Below are 15,802 nucleotides of genomic sequence, written 5' to 3'. Positions count from 1 at the left end.
CCGAGGCTGCCGGCAATCCAGATGGCCATTTGGAGAAGACCATCGACATCCGCACCGTGGTGGGGCCTGGCTCCTACCCCATGGTGCTGCGCCAGGCGGGCTGCGAGGACGCCGACATGCTGATCGCGGTGACCAGCCAGGACGAGGTCAACATGATCGCCTGCCAGGTCGCCCACACCCTGTTCCGCACTCCCACCAAGATCGCCCGGGTGCGCGCCACCGCCTACCTGACCCGCAAGGGCCTCTTCGCCCACGAGGCCGTGCCCATCGACGTGCTGATCAGCCCCGAGCAGGTGGTCACCGACCATATCCGCCGCCTGATCGAGCATCCCGGCGCCCTGCAGGTGCTGGAGTTCGCCGGCGGCCTGGTCCAGCTGGTGGCGGTCAAGGCGATCTACGGCGGCCCCCTGGTGGGCCAGGACCTGGCCTTCCTGCGCCGCCATATGCCCAGCGTGGATACCCGGGTCGCGGCCATCTACCGCCGCAACCGGCCGATCATCCCCCGCGGCGACACCGTGATCGAGGCGGACGACGAGGTGTTCTTCATCGCCGCCCGCCGCGACATCCGCGCGGTGATGAGCGAGCTGCGCAATCAGCAGGATACGTCACCCTCTCGACTTCCCTCCATACACAAGACTTGAGCTTAACTCCCAAGCCTGATACCCGCACCCTGCTTGACCTGGTCCAGCTCTGGCACGATCACCACGGTCACACCCTCAAGAGCGCCCGGGACCGCCTCCGTTCCCTCCGCAAGCTCTGCCACGCCCTGGATAACCCCCGCGCAGAAGCCTTCACCGCGCAGCACTGGGCCAAGTACCGTACCCAGCGCCTCCAGGAGGTGAAACCCTCGACGCTCAACCACGAACACGCCTATCTCAAGGCCATGTTCTCGGAGCTGGAACGGCTCGATCTCTGGCACCAGGGCAACCCTCTGGCCAAAGTCCGCAAGGTCCGTACCGATGAAACCGAAATGGCCTACCTGGACCATGCCCAGATCCGCCGCCTGCTCGCTCACCTCAAGGCCAAGCCCAACCGGGATTGCTACTTCATCACCCTGCTCTGCCTCGCCACCGGCGCCCGCTGGAGCGAAGCCCAGACCCTCAGGGCCGAACAGCTCGCCCAGGATCGCGTCACCTTCGTCGCCACCAAGTCCGGCAAGTCCCGTACCGTACCCGTCTCCCCACACCTTGCCGGCCAGTTCCGTCAGCGTCGATCCATTGGCCGCCTCTTCGGCAATGCCTATAAGGCCTTTCAATCCGCCGTCCAGGACCTCGCTATTCAGCTCCCTCCTGGTCAGCTCACCCACGTCCTACGCCATACTTTTGCCAGTCACTTCATGATGAACGGCGGTAACATCCTGGTTCTCCAACGCATCCTCGGACACCAGTCCATCACCATGACCATGCGCTATGCCCACTTCGCCCCTGATCACCTGGAGGAAGCCGCCAAGCTCAACCCCGTCGCCAACCTCGGTCGACACTTTGTTGACACGCACAAAAAAACCGCCACAATGGACGGTTAGTTATCGCTCTAAGCTACTGATACACAACGCTTTAAATGGTGCCGGCACCAGGAGTCGAACCCGGGACCTACTGATTACAAGTCAGTTGCTCTACCAACTGAGCTATGCCGGCAATGCGTCGCTCTGGACCAGCGCGGAGGAGTGGCCTCCTCTGAGCGAGAAAGACCGTGAACCCATGTTCACGGTCTTTCGGAATCAAGGTTGGCGATGGCTGGGGTACCAGGATTCGAACCTGGGAATGCCGATACCAAAAACCGGTGCCTTACCACTTGGCGATACCCCAGCAGTGTGGTGGCCAGAGAGGGAATCGAACCCCCGACACGGGGATTTTCAATCCCCTGCTCTACCAACTGAGCTATCTGGCCGCTGCCAACGGTGCGTATTAAACCTCAGCGGCGTTTCGCCGTCAACCCCTTCCGTTTCAAAACGATGGCCGGAAAGGATCGGGGGATCGGCATCACGATTCCCGAGGCACATAGCCCTCGGCCTGATCGGTCTCGCGATTGTCGAGGAAGCGCTCCATCTGGTCCATCAGGTACTCCCGAGAGGCGGGGTCGAGCATGTTGAGGTGCTTCTCGTTGATCAGGCGGGTCTGCAGGGCCTGCCACTCGGTCCAGGCCTGCTTCGACACGCTGGCCTGGAGCTCCTGGCCCTTCTTGCCGGGCAGGGGGGGAAACGGCAGCGCCTCGAGCTCGCGCTGATACTTGCGACAGAAGACGGTCTGACTCATGGGTCGATCTCCTCGTGGGTGTAGGGTCCCGGCGGGGCATCCAGGGCAAAGGGCGCCAGGCTGGTCAGCAGCGACTTGACCGGTGCCGCCAGGCCCACGGCATCGGGGTTTTCAGGGTCGTACCAGCGGCGGGTCTCGCCCACCGCATCGAGGCGCTCGACGCGGGCCGGCTGGGGCGTGATCTCCAGCCGGAAGTGGCTGAACACATGCAGGAAGGGCGCTCCGGCCGACTCGATCGCGCTGCCCGGCGCATGGCTGTCGAGCCAGGCCGTGAGCGCCGCCTCGTCATCAAACTGCGGCAGGCTCCACAGCCCGCCCCACAGGCCGCTGGCAGGCCGCTGCTCGAGCAGCACGCGGCCCCGCGCATCGCGAAGCAGCAGCATGCGGGTGGTGCGGGTGGGCAGCGACTTCTTCGGCTTCGACTCCGGGAAGCGGCGCTCCTCGCCCCGGGCATGGGCCAGGCAGACATCGGCGAAAGGGCAGCGTCCGCACTCGGGCGTGCCGCGCCGGCACAGGGTCGCCCCCAGATCCATCACCGCCTGGGTGTAATCGACCAGGCGCTCGTGGGGCGTGTAGTGCTCGGCCAGGGCCCACAGCCGGCGCTCCACCGCGGGACGCCCCGGCCATCCCTCAACGGCATGCAGGCGCGCCAGGCTGCGCTTGACGTTGCCGTCGAGGATCACCGCGCGCTCCCCGCTGCTCTGGGCGATGATCGCCCCCGCGGTGGAACGCCCGATGCCGGGCAGCGCCGCCAGCGCCTCGGTGTCCATGGGGAAGTCACCGCCGTGCTCATCGAGGAGCACGCCTGCGGCCTTGTGCAGGTTGCGCCCCCGCGCATAGTAGCCAAGCCCCGTCCACAGATGCAGCACCTCGTCCTGCTCTGCTCCTGCCAGAGCGGCAACATCAGGAAACCGAGCCATAAAGCGCTCGAAGTAGGGAATGACCGTGGCCACCTGGGTCTGCTGCAGCATGATCTCGGAGACCCATACCCGGTAGGGCGTGCGCTCCTGCTGCCAGGGCAGATCGTGGCGGCCATGGACATCGAACCAGGCCAGCAGTCGCCGCTGGAACTCTGCGGCGGACAGGACGGGTGAGGGCATCTCACTCATCGCGACTCCACAAAAAAGCGCCGACACGGATGTCGGCGCAGGGACTGACGTTGCTCAATTCAACAGACCGCGCAGGGCATCGCGAAGTTCCCGGCCGCTGCCCTCCCCGAGCCGCTCGTCGAGACGCTCCAGGGTGCCCTCCAGGCGGCGCTCCGCTTCCTCGCCGACCCGGCGACCCAGCTCGTCGCGCAACGCCTCGCCGATGGCGGACTGGAAGGCCTCGCGGTCGAAGCGGCACCACTCGGCGCTATCCCCCGAGAGGCTGCCCTCGCAGCGCACCGGGAAGGGCAGCCGCTCGAGGCGGGGATTGACCCGGCAGGCGGCATCGGCGGTGTCCACCACCCGCGCCGCGGCGCGCAGTTCGAAGCGCTCGCTGATGAGGTCGAGCCAGCCCTCGCCGCCCAGCTCGATGCCCGGGATGGCCACCAGCAGGTCGTCGCTGTTGAGGGTGCCATCGCGGATCACGAAGGTGGCCTCGGCACGCTCGAAGCGGGTATCCGGGTGCCAGTCGCGGCTGGTCTCGCGCCCCTCCAGGGCCGCCACGGCGGTGCACAGCTCCCGGGAGACATTGACGTCGAGGATGGCGCCGTCATCGATATGGGCGGCCAGGCGGCCATCCAGATGGCGCTTGAGGGCCGGCCAGGTATTACCCCGGGAGGTCAGCTCCCCCTCGGCGGAGAGGCGCCCGCGCAGCGGGGCAGGCTCGTCGCCCAGGGCCTCGAGCAGCTCGTCGGTGCGCACCCGCTCGATGCGCGGCTCCAACTGCCAGCGGATCGGGTCGCGGGTCAGATCCAGCTCCCCCTCGGCCGCAAGGCTGCCCTCGTAGAAGCCGGAGGTGAAGCGGGTCAGGCGCTGGCGCCCGTCGGCGCCCTGCAGGGCCAGGTCGACGTCGCCGAAGTCGAGACCCGCCAGGCGCAGCCGGCCAAGGCCCAGCTCGCCGTCCAGGCGCAATCCGGCCAGCCACTCGGCCGGCACCAGGGTACCGGGATCGTCGGCATGGGCCCGGCGGATCCCGGGCAGCCCGTTCAGCGAGGCCGCCTCGCCCCGGGGGGCGGCCGGCGGTAGGTAGGCATCCAGGTCGAGGCGATCCCCCTGCAGGTCGAAGTCGAGCAGCCCGCCGTCGAGCGCCGCCGCGAGCCGGCCGCTGAAGGTGCTGCCGTCCAGCGTCAGGGTCAGCCCGGCGAGCTCCAGGCGCGACATGTCGCCCCGCACGGGGGTGGTCAGCGCCACCTCGGTGAGGGCCTCGTCATCGGCCATGGCAGGCAGGCTGTCGAAGCGCTCGAGCCAGGGGCGCAGGGAGAGGGCGGCGAGGCGCAGTTGGCCCTCATAGGCCGGCGCCTCCAGCAGGTGGTCGACATTGAGGTTGCCGCTCAGGCTGAGGCCGTGCTCACCGCTCAGCACCAGGTCGCGCAGGTGGGCGGTCTCCGCGAGGAGATCCGCCTCCAGCGCGAAGGCCAGGGAGAGCGGCAGCGGCGAATCGCCAAGCGTAGGGTGGCTGAGCGTGGCATCCAGGCTGCCCTCCGCCAGGTGCAGGCGGCGCTCGATGGCGTCGAGGCGCAGCTCGCTGCCCTTCAGGACCAGCTTCTGCTCGCCCTCCACCGCGGCCAGGCGGCTGGTGGTCGTCAGCGAGAGGTTGTCCAGCTGGTAGCGGCGCTCCGCCAGCCCCAGGGTCACGCGGCCCTCGAGGGAGACGTCGCTGGTCAGCCTGGGGGTGTTCTCCCGGGCCTCCGGATCCAGGTCGTCGTGGCCGACCAGGCGGAAACTGGTGCGGATCGGGAAGGCGCTGCGCGGGTTGACGTTGCTGCCGGTGATGCCGAGCGACTCCAGGCGCAGCTCATGCCCGGCGCCCAGGTCGCGATAGCTCACCTCGCCGTCGCGCACCTGCACGTTGGCGATGTTGAGCGCCACGGCCAGGCCGCCCTGGCCATCCGGCACCGGGCCGGCGGAGGCGCCTGCCGGCGCCAGCACCTCTTCGGCGGCCTCGCTACGCTCGGCGAGGCGCTCCATCAGCGCCTCCCAGTTGCCGCGCCCCGCCTCGTCACGCTCGAGGTTAAGGCGCATGCCATCCAGGGTCATGCCGTCGATGGCGATCTCGCCGCGCAGCAGGGGGGTGAAGGCCAGGCTCACCTCGGCCCGCCGGAAGGCCACGAAGGAGGTCTCCTCGCTCACCGTCTGTTCGGGCAGCCAGGCCTCGGCCTTCTCGACACCGACGCCGAGTCGCGGATAGAAGGACCAGGTCAGGGGGCCCTCCAGGGCCAGCTCCAGGCCGCTCTGCTCGCGCACCACCTCGATCAGCCGCGGCTTGAGGTCCTCGGGGTCGAAGAAGGTGGTCACATAGACCACCGCGGCCACGGCCAGGACGGCGAGAATCCCGATCGCGGCCAGCAGGGTGCTCAGTAGGCGACGCATCACTGGCTCCTCTCGGGCATCAGCAGCTCATGGAAGCTCTCGTGCTGTTCGAGCCGGAAGCCGAGCCGGACCAGCAGCACCTGGTCGGCCAGCTGAAGCTGCCCCAGCTCGGCGCGCAGGGCCCTCTCCTCGGCCTGGGCCGCCTGGCCCACCAGGGTCAGCAGTCGGGTGCCGACGCCGCGTCGGCGGGTCGGCTTGCGGATGCAGAAGTGCGACAGCCACCAGGCCTCGCCATCGTCGCGCTGGGCCACCGCACCGATCAGGCGATCGTTGAAGCGGGCGCAGAGGAAGCGATGGCCATCGGCCAGATGACCATGGATGAAGGCGTCCACCGGCGCGGGCAGCCGCTCGGAGGGCGCATCGGCATAGATACGGGCGAGGTCGAGCTGCGCCTGGGCATCCGCTTCCCAGGCGGCGCGGTCGACGGGATGAAGTGTCACCGGCATTGATGGGTCTCCCTGGGCCGGGGCGGCGAGGGTCGCCGCCGCGCAGTGGGGTGCATTGTAGCGGATGGGGTCGCCGATTCTCTATAATGGCAGCTTTCCGGTCGCGGGCGTGACCCGCCGTCCACTCGTTCTTTCGGGTCACTGCACGCCGGTGGCCCCATTCGACATGCGCCCAGGCGCTGGAGAGGCTTCGATGTCCGAGCGTATCGCCACGGTCAGCCGTGACACCCAGGAAACCCGGATCACCGTGACCGTCAACCTGGACGGCACCGGCAAGCTGGCCTGCGAGACCGGCGTGCCCTTCCTCGACCACATGCTCGACCAGGTGGCACGCCACGGCCAGATCGATCTCGACATCAAGGCCGAAGGCGATCTCCACATCGACGACCACCACACCGTCGAGGACCTCGGCATCACCCTGGGCCAGGCCTTCGCCAAGGCCGTGGGCGACAAGCGCGGCATCCGCCGCTACGGCCACGCCTACGTGCCGCTGGACGAGGCGCTCTCGCGGGTGGTGGTGGACTTCTCCGGCCGCCCCGGGCTCTTCATGGACGTGGAGTTCACCCGTGCCACCATCGGCCGCCTGGACACCCAGCTCTTCTGGGAATTCTTCCAGGGCTTCGTCAACCACGGCATGGTGACCCTGCACATCGACAACCTGAAGGGCTTCAATGCCCACCATCAGGCAGAGACCATCTTCAAGGCCTTCGGCCGCGCGCTGCGCATGGCGCTGGAGCTCGACGAGCGCATGGCCGGCCAGATGCCATCTACCAAGGGCTGCCTGTGAGGCCGCCGCACGACCACACGAGGAGCGCCCCATGACCATTGCCGTCATCGACTACGGAATGGGCAACCTGCATTCCGTCGCCAAGGCACTGGAGCACGTCACCCACGAGAACGTGGTGGTCACCCGCGACCCCCGCCGCATCCTGGGCGCCACCCGCCTGGTGCTGCCCGGCCAGGGTGCCATCCGCGACTGCATGGGCGAGCTGGAGAAGACCGAGCTGCGCGGCCTGGTGGAAGAGCTGCTGGCCAGCCAGGAGAAGCCTCTGCTGGGCATCTGCGTGGGCCAGCAGATGCTGCTGGACCACAGCGAGGAGAACGGCGGCATCGGCTGCCTGGGCTTTCTCGGCGGCGAGGTGAAGCGCTTCCCCGGCGACATGCTCGACGAGCGCGGCCAGCGCCTCAAGGTCCCCCACATGGGCTGGAACCTGGTGCACCAGCAGCGCGAACATCCGCTGTGGGCCGGCATCGACCAGGATGAGCACTTCTACTTCGTGCACAGCTACTACGTGGAGGCCGCCGACGAGGCCACGGTCTTCGGCACCACCGACTACGGCCGCATCCAGGCCCACGTGGCCATCGGCCGCGACGCCACCTTCGCCGTGCAGTTCCACCCGGAGAAGAGCTCCCGGGCCGGCCTCAAGCTGCTCGAGAACTTTGTCACCTGGGCGCCCTGAGCCGCGCCCGGGTCACCTGGACCCCCTGAGGTTCGCACAGACCCAGGCGCTGGCGCCGCACCGGGCGGCCACGCCGCCCCACGACTTTCAACCGGGGCCCGCAGAGGCACCCAAGAGGAGCTGGACATGCTGGTGATTCCCGCCATCGATCTCAAGGACGGCCAGTGCGTGCGCCTGAAGCAGGGCCGCATGGACGACGCCACCACCTACGGCGACGACCCGGTGGCCATGGCCGAGCGCTGGGTGAAGGCCGGCGCCCGCCGCCTCCACCTGGTGGATCTCAACGGCGCCTTCGAGGGCAAGCCGGTCAACGGCGAGGCGGTCACCGCCATCGCCCGGCGCTGGCCCGAGCTTCCGATCCAGATCGGCGGCGGCATCCGCTCCGCCGAGACCATCGAGCACTACCTGGCCGCCGGCGTCAGCTACGTGATCATCGGCACCAAGGCGGTCAAGGAGCCGGACTTCGTCGGCGAGATGTGCCGCGCCTTCCCGGGCCACGTGATCGTCGGCCTGGACGCCCGCGACGGCTTCGTGGCCACCGACGGCTGGGCCGAGGTCTCCCAGGTGAAGGCGGTGGATCTCGCCAAGCGCTTCGCCGACGACGGCGTCTCCAGCATCGTCTACACCGATATCGCCCGGGACGGCATGATGAATGGCGTCAACGTGGAGGCTACCGCGGCGCTTGCCCGGGACGGCGGCCTGCCGGTGATCGCCTCCGGCGGGGTGACCAACCTCGACGACCTGCGCGCCCTGGTGGCCGCCGGCGAGCCGGGCATCCTCGGCGCCATCACCGGTCGCGCCATCTACGAAGGCAGCCTGGATGTCGCCGAAGGGCAGCGGCTGTGCGACCAGCTCACCGGCAAGGGGGGGAGCTGACCATGGGACTCGCCAAGCGCATCATCCCCTGCCTCGACGTCGACGCCGGCCGCGTGGTCAAGGGCGTCAACTTCATCGGTATCCGCGACGCCGGCGACCCGGTGGAGATCGCCCAGCGCTACAACCAGCAGGGCGCCGACGAGATCACCTTCCTCGACATCACGGCGAGCCACGAGGATCGCGGCACCACGGTGGAGATGGTCGAGCGCATCGCCGGCGAGGTCTTCATCCCCCTCACCGTGGGCGGCGGCATCCGCACCTGCGATGACATCCGCACCATGCTCAACGCCGGCGCCGACAAGGTCTCCATCAACACCGCCGCGGTGACCAACCCCGAGTTCGTGCGCGAGGCCGCAGAACGCTTCGGCAGCCAGTGCATCGTGGTGGCCATCGACGCCAAGCGGGTCTCCGCCGAGGGCGAGGCGCCGCGCTGGGAGATCTTCACCCACGGCGGGCGCCGCCCCACCGGGCTTGACGCCGTGGAGTGGGCGAAGAAGATGGTGGAGTACGGTGCCGGCGAACTGCTGCTCACCAGCATGGACCGCGACGGCACCAAGGTCGGCTTCGACCTGGGGGTGACCCGCGCCATCGCCGACGCGGTGAGCGTGCCGGTGATCGCCTCCGGCGGGGTCGGCAACCTCGACCACCTGGTGGAGGGCGTGCTGGAAGGTGGCGCCGATGCGGTGCTGGCCGCCAGCATCTTCCACTTCGGCGAATACACCATCCCCGAGGCCAAGCGCTACATGGCCGAGCGCGGCATCGAGATGCGCCTCTGAACACCGTGAGGGACGACCGGATGTCGCTGCGCAATCGACTCGCCACGGCCTTGCTGCTCGCGCCGCTGCTGGCCCCCTCCGCCGCCCTGGCGGAGGAGGCCGGCGGCTGGCGGGAGCGGCTCGACTGGCCGCCGGCCCTGGAGCTCAGCCATGTGCTGGTGCAGACCAGCCTCTATACCGACCACTTCAGTCCGGACCCGGAGCACACCAACAACCAGCGGCTGATCGGTGTGGAGCTGCACAACCCCGATCTCTGGTTCACTGGCGCGGCGCGCTTCAAGAACTCCTTCAACCAGGATTCCATCTACCTCTACGTGGGCCGCGAGCTGCCGATGTGGGAGTCCGGCGATACCCGCATCCGCGCCAAGCTCTCCGCCGGGGCCCTGCACGGCTACCGCGGCGAGTATCGCGACAAGATTCCCTTCAACCGCTACGAGATCGCCCCGGCCATCCTGCCCACCCTGGGCGTCAGCTGGAAGCGCCTCGAGGCCGACCTGATCGTGTTCGGTGCCGCCGGCCTGATGGTGAGCGCCGGGGTGCGTTTCTAGCCCGGCGCCCGCACGGCTCGCCAGGGCTAGTCGAGGGAAAGACCAAGGTTGCTGACGCCGTCGTTGCGCCCCAGGCGACGCAGCGCCTTGAGCTCGTCGCGGCCCAGCGGCCCCTCGACGGCCTCGAGCACCGCGTCCTGGAAGTCGTTCTCGTCGGCCATCAGCGGGTGGTCGCGCACCAGGGCGGCCAGCCGCTCGCCGTCCTCCTCGCCCTCGGTCAGCTCGATAAAGGCCCTGACACCTCCGCGGGACGCGCGGCTCACCTCCAGCACCGCCTCGGGGGCCTCACCCTGCAGGGTATCCAGCAGCGCCGAGAGGGCCGCGACCGCCTCGGAGGCGCGGCGCGCGCCGAAGCTGTCGTCGTCCGGCGGGGGCGCCTGCTCGGCCAGCTTCTCCGCCTGCAGGGCGAAATCGATCTTCGCGCCCTTCACCGAGAGCCGCTCCCACACCAGGTCGAGGATGGCCCGCAGCGCCTGGGGGTTGCCGTGACCGGCGCCCTGGGCGTCGAGCGCCTGGCAGTAGAACCCGTAGTTGGGCAGCAGGCGCTCGCACAGCGCCGCCATGAAGGCCTGCTGGGAGCGGGGTTCGAGCTCCTGCAGGCGCTGAAAGAAACCGCTCATGGACTCTCCTTGACATCTCAATGTCTCATGGCCAGAGGCGCTCGGCCGGGGCACGGCCCCGGCCATCCAGCACCACGCCCTCCGCGGCGAGCCGCTCGCGCTGCTCCGCCGCACCGGGATGGTCGGCCAGCTTGCGCGAGGCGGTGATCACCCGGTACCAGGGCAGACCGTGATCCTCGGGCAGCTCGCGCAGGGCGCGGGCTACCAGCCGGGGCGTCGCCCCCTCGGTCATCGCGGCGATGCGCCCATAGGTGGTCACCCGCCCGGCCGGGATGGCCGCCAGCACCGTCAGTATCTGTTCACGCAACGCCGGCTTCATGTACCCTTGCGCCCCCTGTCAGGTCGTTACGCATCGATGGCGAGGTTCCCATGCACCTTCACCTGCTCCAGCACAGCCCCCACCAGGGGCCGGCGCGCCTGGCCGACTGGCTCTCCAGCATGGGCCACAGCCATACGGTGTTCCATCTGGACGCCGGCGAGACGCCGCCGCGCCTCGCCGACTGCGATGCCCTGGTGGTGCTCGACGGCCCCGTCGGCCCGCTGGACAAGGGCAGCCAGCCCTGGCTCAAGGGCGAGCGTCGGCTGATCGAGCGCGCCCTGGACAGCCACAAGCCGCTGCTCGGCATCTGCTACGGCGCGCGCCTGATCGCCGAGGCGCTGGGCGCCGTGGCGGCCCGCGGCACCTTTGCCGAGACCGGCTGGCACCGGGTCACCCTGGCGCCGGAGAGCCCGCTGGACCTGCCCGAGCAGTTCGATGCCTTCATGTGGCACCGCGAGGTGTTCGCACTGCCAGAGGACGCCGTGGCGCTGGGCGGCAGCGAGGCGAGCCCGCTGCAGGGCTTCAGCTGGGACGCCGGCCGGGTGGTGGGCCTGCTCTGCCACCTGGAAGTGACGCCGGAGAGCGTGGCGGCGCTGCTCGAACGGAGCCCGCTCCCCGACGGCACTGCCCGGAGCCCCCACGCCCAGCCCGCGGAGGCGATGCTCGCCGACCCCCAGCGCTTCGTGCGGCTGGCCCCGCTGCTCGACCGCCTGCTCAGCCAGTGGCTGCGCCCGCAGGCGGCCTGAGCGCCTGCAAATCGCCTAGGGAGCGGCCTGGGCGGCGCTCCACTCCCGGGCCGCGGCCAGACAGCTCTCCCAGTCACCCACATGGAGGAAGCGCTGCTCGGGGTGCTTCTCCAGCTGGTAGCGGTACATGGGGTCGTAGTACTCGGTGAGCAGCGGCGCCAGCCAGGCCTCGTGGGCCTGGCGATTGCCCCGCTCGTGCTCGCGGAAGGCCAGCTGCTGGAGCCGCTGCAGCCGATCGAGCCGGGCGCGCCCCAGTCGCTTGCGCAGCCTGGCCAGCGAACCCGACAGCTGCTTGCGCATCAGCGCCCAGCCCAGCCACTCGCCGCACTGCTGCCGGTAGACCTCCCAGAGGTCGTCGATGTAGTCCTTGTGGATCTGCGCCAGGCGCCAGTCCAGCGGCATCTCCACGCGCAGGCGTGGCGCCTGCTCCATGGCCCGCCAGAAGGTGAGCGGCAGGTTGGCGGTGCCGATATGACGCGACTCGTCCTCCACCACGACGGGGCCGGGCAGGGCCAGCAGGCGCCGGCCCATGGCGTGCTCGAAGTCGATCTGGCTGGGGGCCGGCAGCGGATGGCGCCCGAAGGCCGAACCCTTGTGACGGGCGCAGCCCTCCAGATCCAGGCCATTGTCGAGGGCCTGGATCAGCGCGGTCTTGGCACAGCCGGTCAGCCCGCCCACCACCAGCAGGGGCCGCTCGGCGGCGGCATCGATGCGCGCACAGAGCGCCTGGCGCATCGCCTTCCAGCCGCCGCGGATGCGCGGGCGGGTGACGCCCGCCTCGCTGATCCACTGCTGGGCGATCTGCGAGCGAAGCCCACCGCGGAAGCAGTAGACGATGGCGTCGGGATGAGCCTCCAGGGCCTGCATCCAGGCCCTGACGCGGGCCGCCTTGATGCCACCGCTGACCAGCCGCTGGCCGAGCTCGATGGCCGCCTGCTGGCCGCGCTGCTTGTACTCGATGCCGACCAGGCGGCGCTCCTCGTCGTCCATCAGCGGGAGATTGATGGCTCCGGGCAGCGCGCCCTGGGCGAACTCCACCGGGGCGCGCACGTCGATCAGCACACGCCCCTCGCTCAGCAGGGCGAGGTCCGGTTCGATCAGCGGCAGTTCGCTCACCCCTTCACCTCGATCAGCGCGGGACCCTCAGCCTTGACTACCTCGCCGAAGGGAGCGAGGTTGATGCCGTGTTCGCGGCCGATGCGCTCCACGTCGTCCTCCCAGGCGGGGTCCACCGAGAGCAGCAGGCCACCGGAGGTCTGGGGGTCGCACAGCCACTGCCAGTGGGCCTCGTCCATCTCCGGCAGGCTCTCTCCCAACGCCTGGCGGTTGCGCAGGGTGCCGCCGGGCACCGCGCCCTGGCGGCGGTAGGCCTCCGCCTCGGCGAGTCGCGGCAGGCGGCGGAAGTCGACCCGCGCCGCCACGCCGCTGGCCGCGCACACCTCGGCCAGGTGGCCGGCCAGGCCGAAGCCGGTGACGTCGGTCATGGCGTTGACCCCCTTCACCTTCGCCAGGGCCACGCCGATGCGGTTGGACCTGAGCATGGTCTCCCGGGCCAGCCCCTGGTGGCCGGGCTCCAGCAGCGCCTTCTTCTCGGCGGTGGTGAGCATGCCCACCCCCAGCGGCTTGGTCAGGAACAGCAGGTCGCCGGGCTTCGCCCCCTTGTTGAGCTTGAGATGCTCGAGCTCCACCAGGCCGTTGACCGCCAGGCCGAAGATCGGCTCCGGGGCATCGATGGAGTGGCCGCCGGCCAGGGCCAGACCCAGCTCCCGGCATACGGCCTGGGCGCCGGCGAGCACGTCGCCCGCCACCTCGGCGGGCAGCTTGTCCAGCGGCCAGCCGAGGATGCCCAGGGCCAGCACCGGGGTGCCCCCCATGGCGAAGACGTCGCTGATGGCGTTGGTGGCGGCGATGCGGCCGAAGTCGAAGGGGTCGTCGACGATGGGCATGAAGAAATCGGTGGTGGCGATCATGCCGCGGCCATCGCCCAGGTCGTAGACGGCGGCATCCTCGCGCCCCTGGTTGCCGACGATCAGCTGCGAATGGGTGGCGCCCGGACCGGCCTTGGCCAGGATGCCGTCGAGCACGTCGGGGGCGATCTTGCAGCCACAGCCGGCGCCGTGGCTGTACTGGGTCAGGCGGATGGCACTCATCGAAGTCTCCTCGGTATCTGATGCTGGCATTCTACCTCAAGGCGGCAGGCCCCGAGGACGCCGGTGTGGCCCGGCGCGGTCCCACATCGCCGGCAGGGGCCTAGAGCGCCTCCAGGGCCTCGGCCAGCTTGTCGACGGCGACCACCTCCATGCCCGGTGGCGAGGTCTTCGGCGCGTTGCCGCGCGGGACGATGGCACGGGTGAAGCCGTGCTTGGCGGCCTCGACGATGCGCTCCTGACCGCTGGGCACCGGGCGGATCTCGCCGGAGAGCCCCACCTCGCCGAACACCACCAGCTCCCGGGGCAGCGGGCGGCTCTGCAGGCTCGAGACCACCGCCAGCAGCACGGCGAGATCGGCGCTGGTCTCCAGCACCTTCACCCCCCCCACCACGTTGAGGAAGACGTCCTGGTCCCCGGTGAAGAGCCCGCCGTGGCGGTGCAGCACGGCCAGCAGCATGGCCAGGCGGTTGGGGTCGAGGCCCACGGCGACCCGGCGCGGGTTGCCCAGCGCCGAGTCGTCGAGCAGCGCCTGCACCTCGACCAGGATCGGCCGGGTCCCCTCCCAGACCACCATGACCAGGCTGCCTGGCGACTGCTCCTGGGTGCGGGAGAGGAAGATGGCGCTGGGGTTCTTCACCTCCTTGAGGCCGTGCTCGAGCATGGCGAAGACCCCCAGCTCGTTGACCGCGCCGAAGCGGTTCTTCTGGCCGCGCAGGGTGCGGAAGCGGGAGTCGGCGCCCCCCTCCAGCAGCAGCGAGGCGTCGATCATGTGCTCTAGCACCTTGGGGCCGGCCAGGGTGCCGTCCTTGGTCACATGGCCGACCAGCAGCAGCACCGTGTTGGTCTGCTTGGCGAAGCGGGTCAGCGCCGCGGCGGATTCGCGCACCTGGGCCACGCCCCCCGGCGCCGAGGCGATATCCTCGAGGTGCATGGTCTGGATGGAGTCGATCACGAGGATCTCGGGACGCTCCCGCTCGGCCACGGCGAGGATCGTCTCGACGCTGGTCTCGGCCAGCATCTTCAGCCCCTGGACCGGCAGCTGCAGGCGGTGGGCGCGCATCGCCACCTGGGAGAGCGACTCCTCACCGGTGACGTAGAGCACGCGGCGCGACTGGGCCAGCTTGCAGGCGCTCTGCAGCAGCAGGGTCGACTTGCCGGCCCCCGGATGGCCGCCCAGCAGCACCGCCGAGCCCGGCACCAGGCCGCCGCCCAGCACCCGGTCGAACTCGCCGAAGGTGGAGGAGAGCCGAGGTACCTCGGAGAGGTCGACGTTGGCGAGATCGACCACCTCCCGGGTCAGGGCCCCGGCATAGCCGCTTCGGCCGCTGCCGGCGCCGCCACTGGCGGCACCGGGGCGTGCCGCGGCGAGGCGCACCTCGCTCAGGGTGTTCCACTCCTGGCAGCTGGTGCACTGCCCCTGCCACTTGCTGTATTCGGCACCGCACTCGGTGCAGACGAAGGCGCTCTTTGCCTTGGCCATGGCTCCTCGCCTCTGGGGGTATCAAACGCAGAGGGCGGCCCTGCGGCCGCCCTCTGCAAGCGTCGGGCTCGCGATCACTGACGACGCAGCTGCAGCATCTCGCTGTTCTGGAAGCGGCGACGCTGGGGGTCGATCAGCTCCAGGGTCTGCTCGTCGAGGCGCAGGAAGTAGTAGATCTGGCCCTCACCGTCTGGCGTCAATTCGTAGACGGTGGCATCCGGCTCGGTGGCGGTGCCGGCCAGCACTTCCCAGTTGCCGGCATAGTTCTCATCGGGCGGATCCTGGGGATGGGCACGGTAGGAGGCCTGCAGAGTAAAGGTCCGCTCCTCCGGCTGGCTCTGCTCGTCTCCCATCAGCACCACATCCAGGTCGATGCCATCGCAGTTGCGGCATGGCAGGGTGCCCTGATAGCGCTCCTCCCCGACCTCGACGCCGGGCGCATCGGGCCCCGGAGCCGGGCCAGCGGCACAGCCGGCCAGCAGTGCGAGCATGGCCGATCCCGCAAGCAAGGTCCTGATTTGCATGTGTGTCCTCCTGAACAGTGGGCAATGACACCGTCATTCACGGCGGCCTGTTTGACAGCATAACCTCTCAGGCTACTGGCGGACAGT

17 protein-coding genes, 3 tRNA genes and 1 pseudogene are annotated in these 15,802 nt (G+C 69.5%); 8 read left to right on the top strand and 13 right to left on the bottom strand.

The features are described from left to right. Window positions 1–41 precede the first annotated feature (41 nt). A pseudogene (locus D1793_RS17705) lies at window positions 42–590 on the top strand (TrkA C-terminal domain-containing protein); the annotation flags it as partial. A gap of 47 nt (window positions 591–637) precedes the next feature. Next, entirely contained in the window at window positions 638–1,522 is an 885-nt protein-coding gene (locus D1793_RS17700; RefSeq protein WP_119023308.1) for a tyrosine-type recombinase/integrase, read from the top strand. Window positions 1,523–1,558: 36 nt separating this feature from the next. Here D1793_RS17700 and D1793_RS17695 read toward each other — a convergent pair. From D1793_RS17695 to D1793_RS17665, 7 genes are all read right to left on the bottom strand, one after another. After that, window positions 1,559–1,634, bottom strand: a tRNA-Thr gene (locus tag D1793_RS17695). A 96-nt stretch (window positions 1,635–1,730) separates the two neighbouring features. Continuing rightward, window positions 1,731–1,805 (bottom strand) — tRNA-Gln (locus tag D1793_RS17690). 6 nt (window positions 1,806–1,811) lie between these two features. After that, window positions 1,812–1,887, bottom strand: a tRNA-Phe gene (locus D1793_RS17685). Between the two features lie 92 nt (window positions 1,888–1,979). Further along, window positions 1,980–2,252, bottom strand: a complete 273-nt coding sequence (locus D1793_RS17680; protein WP_119023307.1) for an oxidative damage protection protein — start codon at window positions 2,250–2,252, stop codon at window positions 1,980–1,982. Beyond that, window positions 2,249–3,361, bottom strand: coding sequence for an A/G-specific adenine glycosylase (mutY, locus tag D1793_RS17675; protein ID WP_119023306.1), 1,113 nt, complete (start codon window positions 3,359–3,361; stop codon window positions 2,249–2,251). The genes D1793_RS17680 and mutY overlap by 4 nt, the downstream gene beginning before the upstream one ends. A gap of 54 nt (window positions 3,362–3,415) precedes the next feature. Next, window positions 3,416–5,770, bottom strand: a complete 2,355-nt coding sequence (locus D1793_RS17670) for an AsmA family protein (protein ID WP_119023305.1) — start codon at window positions 5,768–5,770, stop codon at window positions 3,416–3,418. Next, window positions 5,770–6,216, bottom strand: coding sequence for an acetyl-CoA sensor PanZ family protein (locus D1793_RS17665; RefSeq protein WP_119023304.1), 447 nt, complete (start codon window positions 6,214–6,216; stop codon window positions 5,770–5,772). The genes D1793_RS17670 and D1793_RS17665 overlap by 1 nt, the downstream gene beginning before the upstream one ends. 193 nt (window positions 6,217–6,409) lie before the next feature. Between D1793_RS17665 and hisB the strand changes: the two genes are divergently transcribed. From hisB to D1793_RS17640, 5 genes are all read left to right on the top strand, one after another. Next, entirely contained in the window at window positions 6,410–7,003 is a 594-nt protein-coding gene (gene hisB / locus D1793_RS17660) for an imidazoleglycerol-phosphate dehydratase HisB (RefSeq protein ID WP_119023303.1), read from the top strand. A 31-nt stretch (window positions 7,004–7,034) separates the two neighbouring features. Beyond that, window positions 7,035–7,676 carry an imidazole glycerol phosphate synthase subunit HisH gene (gene hisH / locus D1793_RS17655; RefSeq protein WP_119023302.1) on the top strand — a complete coding sequence of 214 codons (642 nt, stop codon included), beginning with the start codon at window positions 7,035–7,037 and terminating at the stop codon, window positions 7,674–7,676. Between the two features lie 126 nt (window positions 7,677–7,802). Further along, window positions 7,803–8,552, top strand: a complete 750-nt coding sequence (gene hisA, locus D1793_RS17650; protein WP_119023301.1) for a 1-(5-phosphoribosyl)-5-[(5-phosphoribosylamino)methylideneamino]imidazole-4-carboxamide isomerase — start codon at window positions 7,803–7,805, stop codon at window positions 8,550–8,552. A gap of 2 nt (window positions 8,553–8,554) precedes the next feature. Beyond that, on the top strand, window positions 8,555–9,328 hold the full coding sequence (hisF, locus tag D1793_RS17645) for an imidazole glycerol phosphate synthase subunit HisF (protein WP_119023300.1): 774 nt from the start codon (window positions 8,555–8,557) through the stop codon (window positions 9,326–9,328). 20 nt (window positions 9,329–9,348) lie between these two features. Continuing rightward, complete coding sequence (locus tag D1793_RS17640) at window positions 9,349–9,876, top strand: hypothetical protein (RefSeq protein WP_119023299.1); 528 nt, start codon at window positions 9,349–9,351, stop codon at window positions 9,874–9,876. Window positions 9,877–9,902: 26 nt separating this feature from the next. Here D1793_RS17640 and D1793_RS17635 read toward each other — a convergent pair whose 3' ends face one another. Both D1793_RS17635 and D1793_RS17630 read right to left on the bottom strand, forming a co-directional pair. Beyond that, window positions 9,903–10,496 carry a YjaG family protein gene (locus tag D1793_RS17635; protein WP_119023298.1) on the bottom strand — a complete coding sequence of 198 codons (594 nt, stop codon included), beginning with the start codon at window positions 10,494–10,496 and terminating at the stop codon, window positions 9,903–9,905. 25 nt (window positions 10,497–10,521) lie between these two features. After that, window positions 10,522–10,815, bottom strand: coding sequence for an MGMT family protein (locus D1793_RS17630; protein ID WP_110070157.1), 294 nt, complete (start codon window positions 10,813–10,815; stop codon window positions 10,522–10,524). A gap of 50 nt (window positions 10,816–10,865) precedes the next feature. Here D1793_RS17630 and D1793_RS17625 point away from each other — a divergent pair, with 50 nt between their 5' ends. Next, complete coding sequence (locus D1793_RS17625; protein WP_119023297.1) at window positions 10,866–11,561, top strand: type 1 glutamine amidotransferase; 696 nt, start codon at window positions 10,866–10,868, stop codon at window positions 11,559–11,561. 15 nt (window positions 11,562–11,576) lie between these two features. Here D1793_RS17625 and mnmH read toward each other — a convergent pair whose 3' ends face one another. The 4 genes from mnmH to D1793_RS17605 form a co-directional block, all read right to left on the bottom strand. Continuing rightward, on the bottom strand, window positions 11,577–12,677 hold the full coding sequence (gene mnmH / locus D1793_RS17620) for a tRNA 2-selenouridine(34) synthase MnmH (RefSeq protein WP_119023296.1): 1,101 nt from the start codon (window positions 12,675–12,677) through the stop codon (window positions 11,577–11,579). Then, complete coding sequence (selD, locus tag D1793_RS17615) at window positions 12,674–13,711, bottom strand: selenide, water dikinase SelD (protein WP_119023295.1); 1,038 nt, start codon at window positions 13,709–13,711, stop codon at window positions 12,674–12,676. The genes mnmH and selD overlap by 4 nt, the downstream gene beginning before the upstream one ends. Window positions 13,712–13,811: 100 nt before the next feature. Further along, window positions 13,812–15,191, bottom strand: a complete 1,380-nt coding sequence (gene radA, locus D1793_RS17610; RefSeq protein WP_119023294.1) for a DNA repair protein RadA — start codon at window positions 15,189–15,191, stop codon at window positions 13,812–13,814. A gap of 74 nt (window positions 15,192–15,265) precedes the next feature. Beyond that, window positions 15,266–15,715 (bottom strand): copper resistance protein NlpE N-terminal domain-containing protein, encoded by a 450-nt coding sequence (locus D1793_RS17605; RefSeq protein ID WP_119023293.1) that lies wholly within the window; start codon window positions 15,713–15,715, stop codon window positions 15,266–15,268. Window positions 15,716–15,802: the final 87 nt, after the last annotated feature.

This window comes from Halomonas sp. JS92-SW72 (assembly GCF_003547075.1).
GTDB lineage: Bacteria > Pseudomonadota > Gammaproteobacteria > Pseudomonadales > Halomonadaceae > Halomonas > Halomonas alkalicola.
Note: the sequence above shows the minus strand (reverse complement) of the source record. Positions and strands in the feature narration are given on the sequence as shown.

What these genes read in the sequence shown, in the direction of transcription:
- hisB (WP_119023303.1), top strand. Translation starts at nt 6,410, where the DNA reads ATGTCCGAGCGTATCGCCACGGTCAGCCGTGACACCCAGGAAACCCGG.
- hisH (WP_119023302.1), top strand. Translation starts at nt 7,035, where the DNA reads ATGACCATTGCCGTCATCGACTACGGAATGGGCAACCTGCATTCCGTC.
- selD (WP_119023295.1), bottom strand. Translation starts at nt 13,711, where the DNA reads ATGAGTGCCATCCGCCTGACCCAGTACAGCCACGGCGCCGGCTGTGGC.
- D1793_RS17680 (WP_119023307.1), bottom strand. Translation starts at nt 2,252, where the DNA reads ATGAGTCAGACCGTCTTCTGTCGCAAGTATCAGCGCGAGCTCGAGGCG.
- D1793_RS17640 (WP_119023299.1), top strand. Translation starts at nt 9,349, where the DNA reads ATGTCGCTGCGCAATCGACTCGCCACGGCCTTGCTGCTCGCGCCGCTG.
- mutY (WP_119023306.1), bottom strand. Translation starts at nt 3,361, where the DNA reads ATGAGTGAGATGCCCTCACCCGTCCTGTCCGCCGCAGAGTTCCAGCGG.
- D1793_RS17625 (WP_119023297.1), top strand. Translation starts at nt 10,866, where the DNA reads ATGCACCTTCACCTGCTCCAGCACAGCCCCCACCAGGGGCCGGCGCGC.
- D1793_RS17665 (WP_119023304.1), bottom strand. Translation starts at nt 6,216, where the DNA reads ATGCCGGTGACACTTCATCCCGTCGACCGCGCCGCCTGGGAAGCGGAT.
- D1793_RS17630 (WP_110070157.1), bottom strand. Translation starts at nt 10,815, where the DNA reads ATGAAGCCGGCGTTGCGTGAACAGATACTGACGGTGCTGGCGGCCATC.
- D1793_RS17670 (WP_119023305.1), bottom strand. Translation starts at nt 5,770, where the DNA reads ATGCGTCGCCTACTGAGCACCCTGCTGGCCGCGATCGGGATTCTCGCC.
- D1793_RS17635 (WP_119023298.1), bottom strand. Translation starts at nt 10,496, where the DNA reads ATGAGCGGTTTCTTTCAGCGCCTGCAGGAGCTCGAACCCCGCTCCCAG.
- D1793_RS17605 (WP_119023293.1), bottom strand. Translation starts at nt 15,715, where the DNA reads ATGCAAATCAGGACCTTGCTTGCGGGATCGGCCATGCTCGCACTGCTG.
- hisF (WP_119023300.1), top strand. Translation starts at nt 8,555, where the DNA reads ATGGGACTCGCCAAGCGCATCATCCCCTGCCTCGACGTCGACGCCGGC.
- hisA (WP_119023301.1), top strand. Translation starts at nt 7,803, where the DNA reads ATGCTGGTGATTCCCGCCATCGATCTCAAGGACGGCCAGTGCGTGCGC.
- radA (WP_119023294.1), bottom strand. Translation starts at nt 15,191, where the DNA reads ATGGCCAAGGCAAAGAGCGCCTTCGTCTGCACCGAGTGCGGTGCCGAA.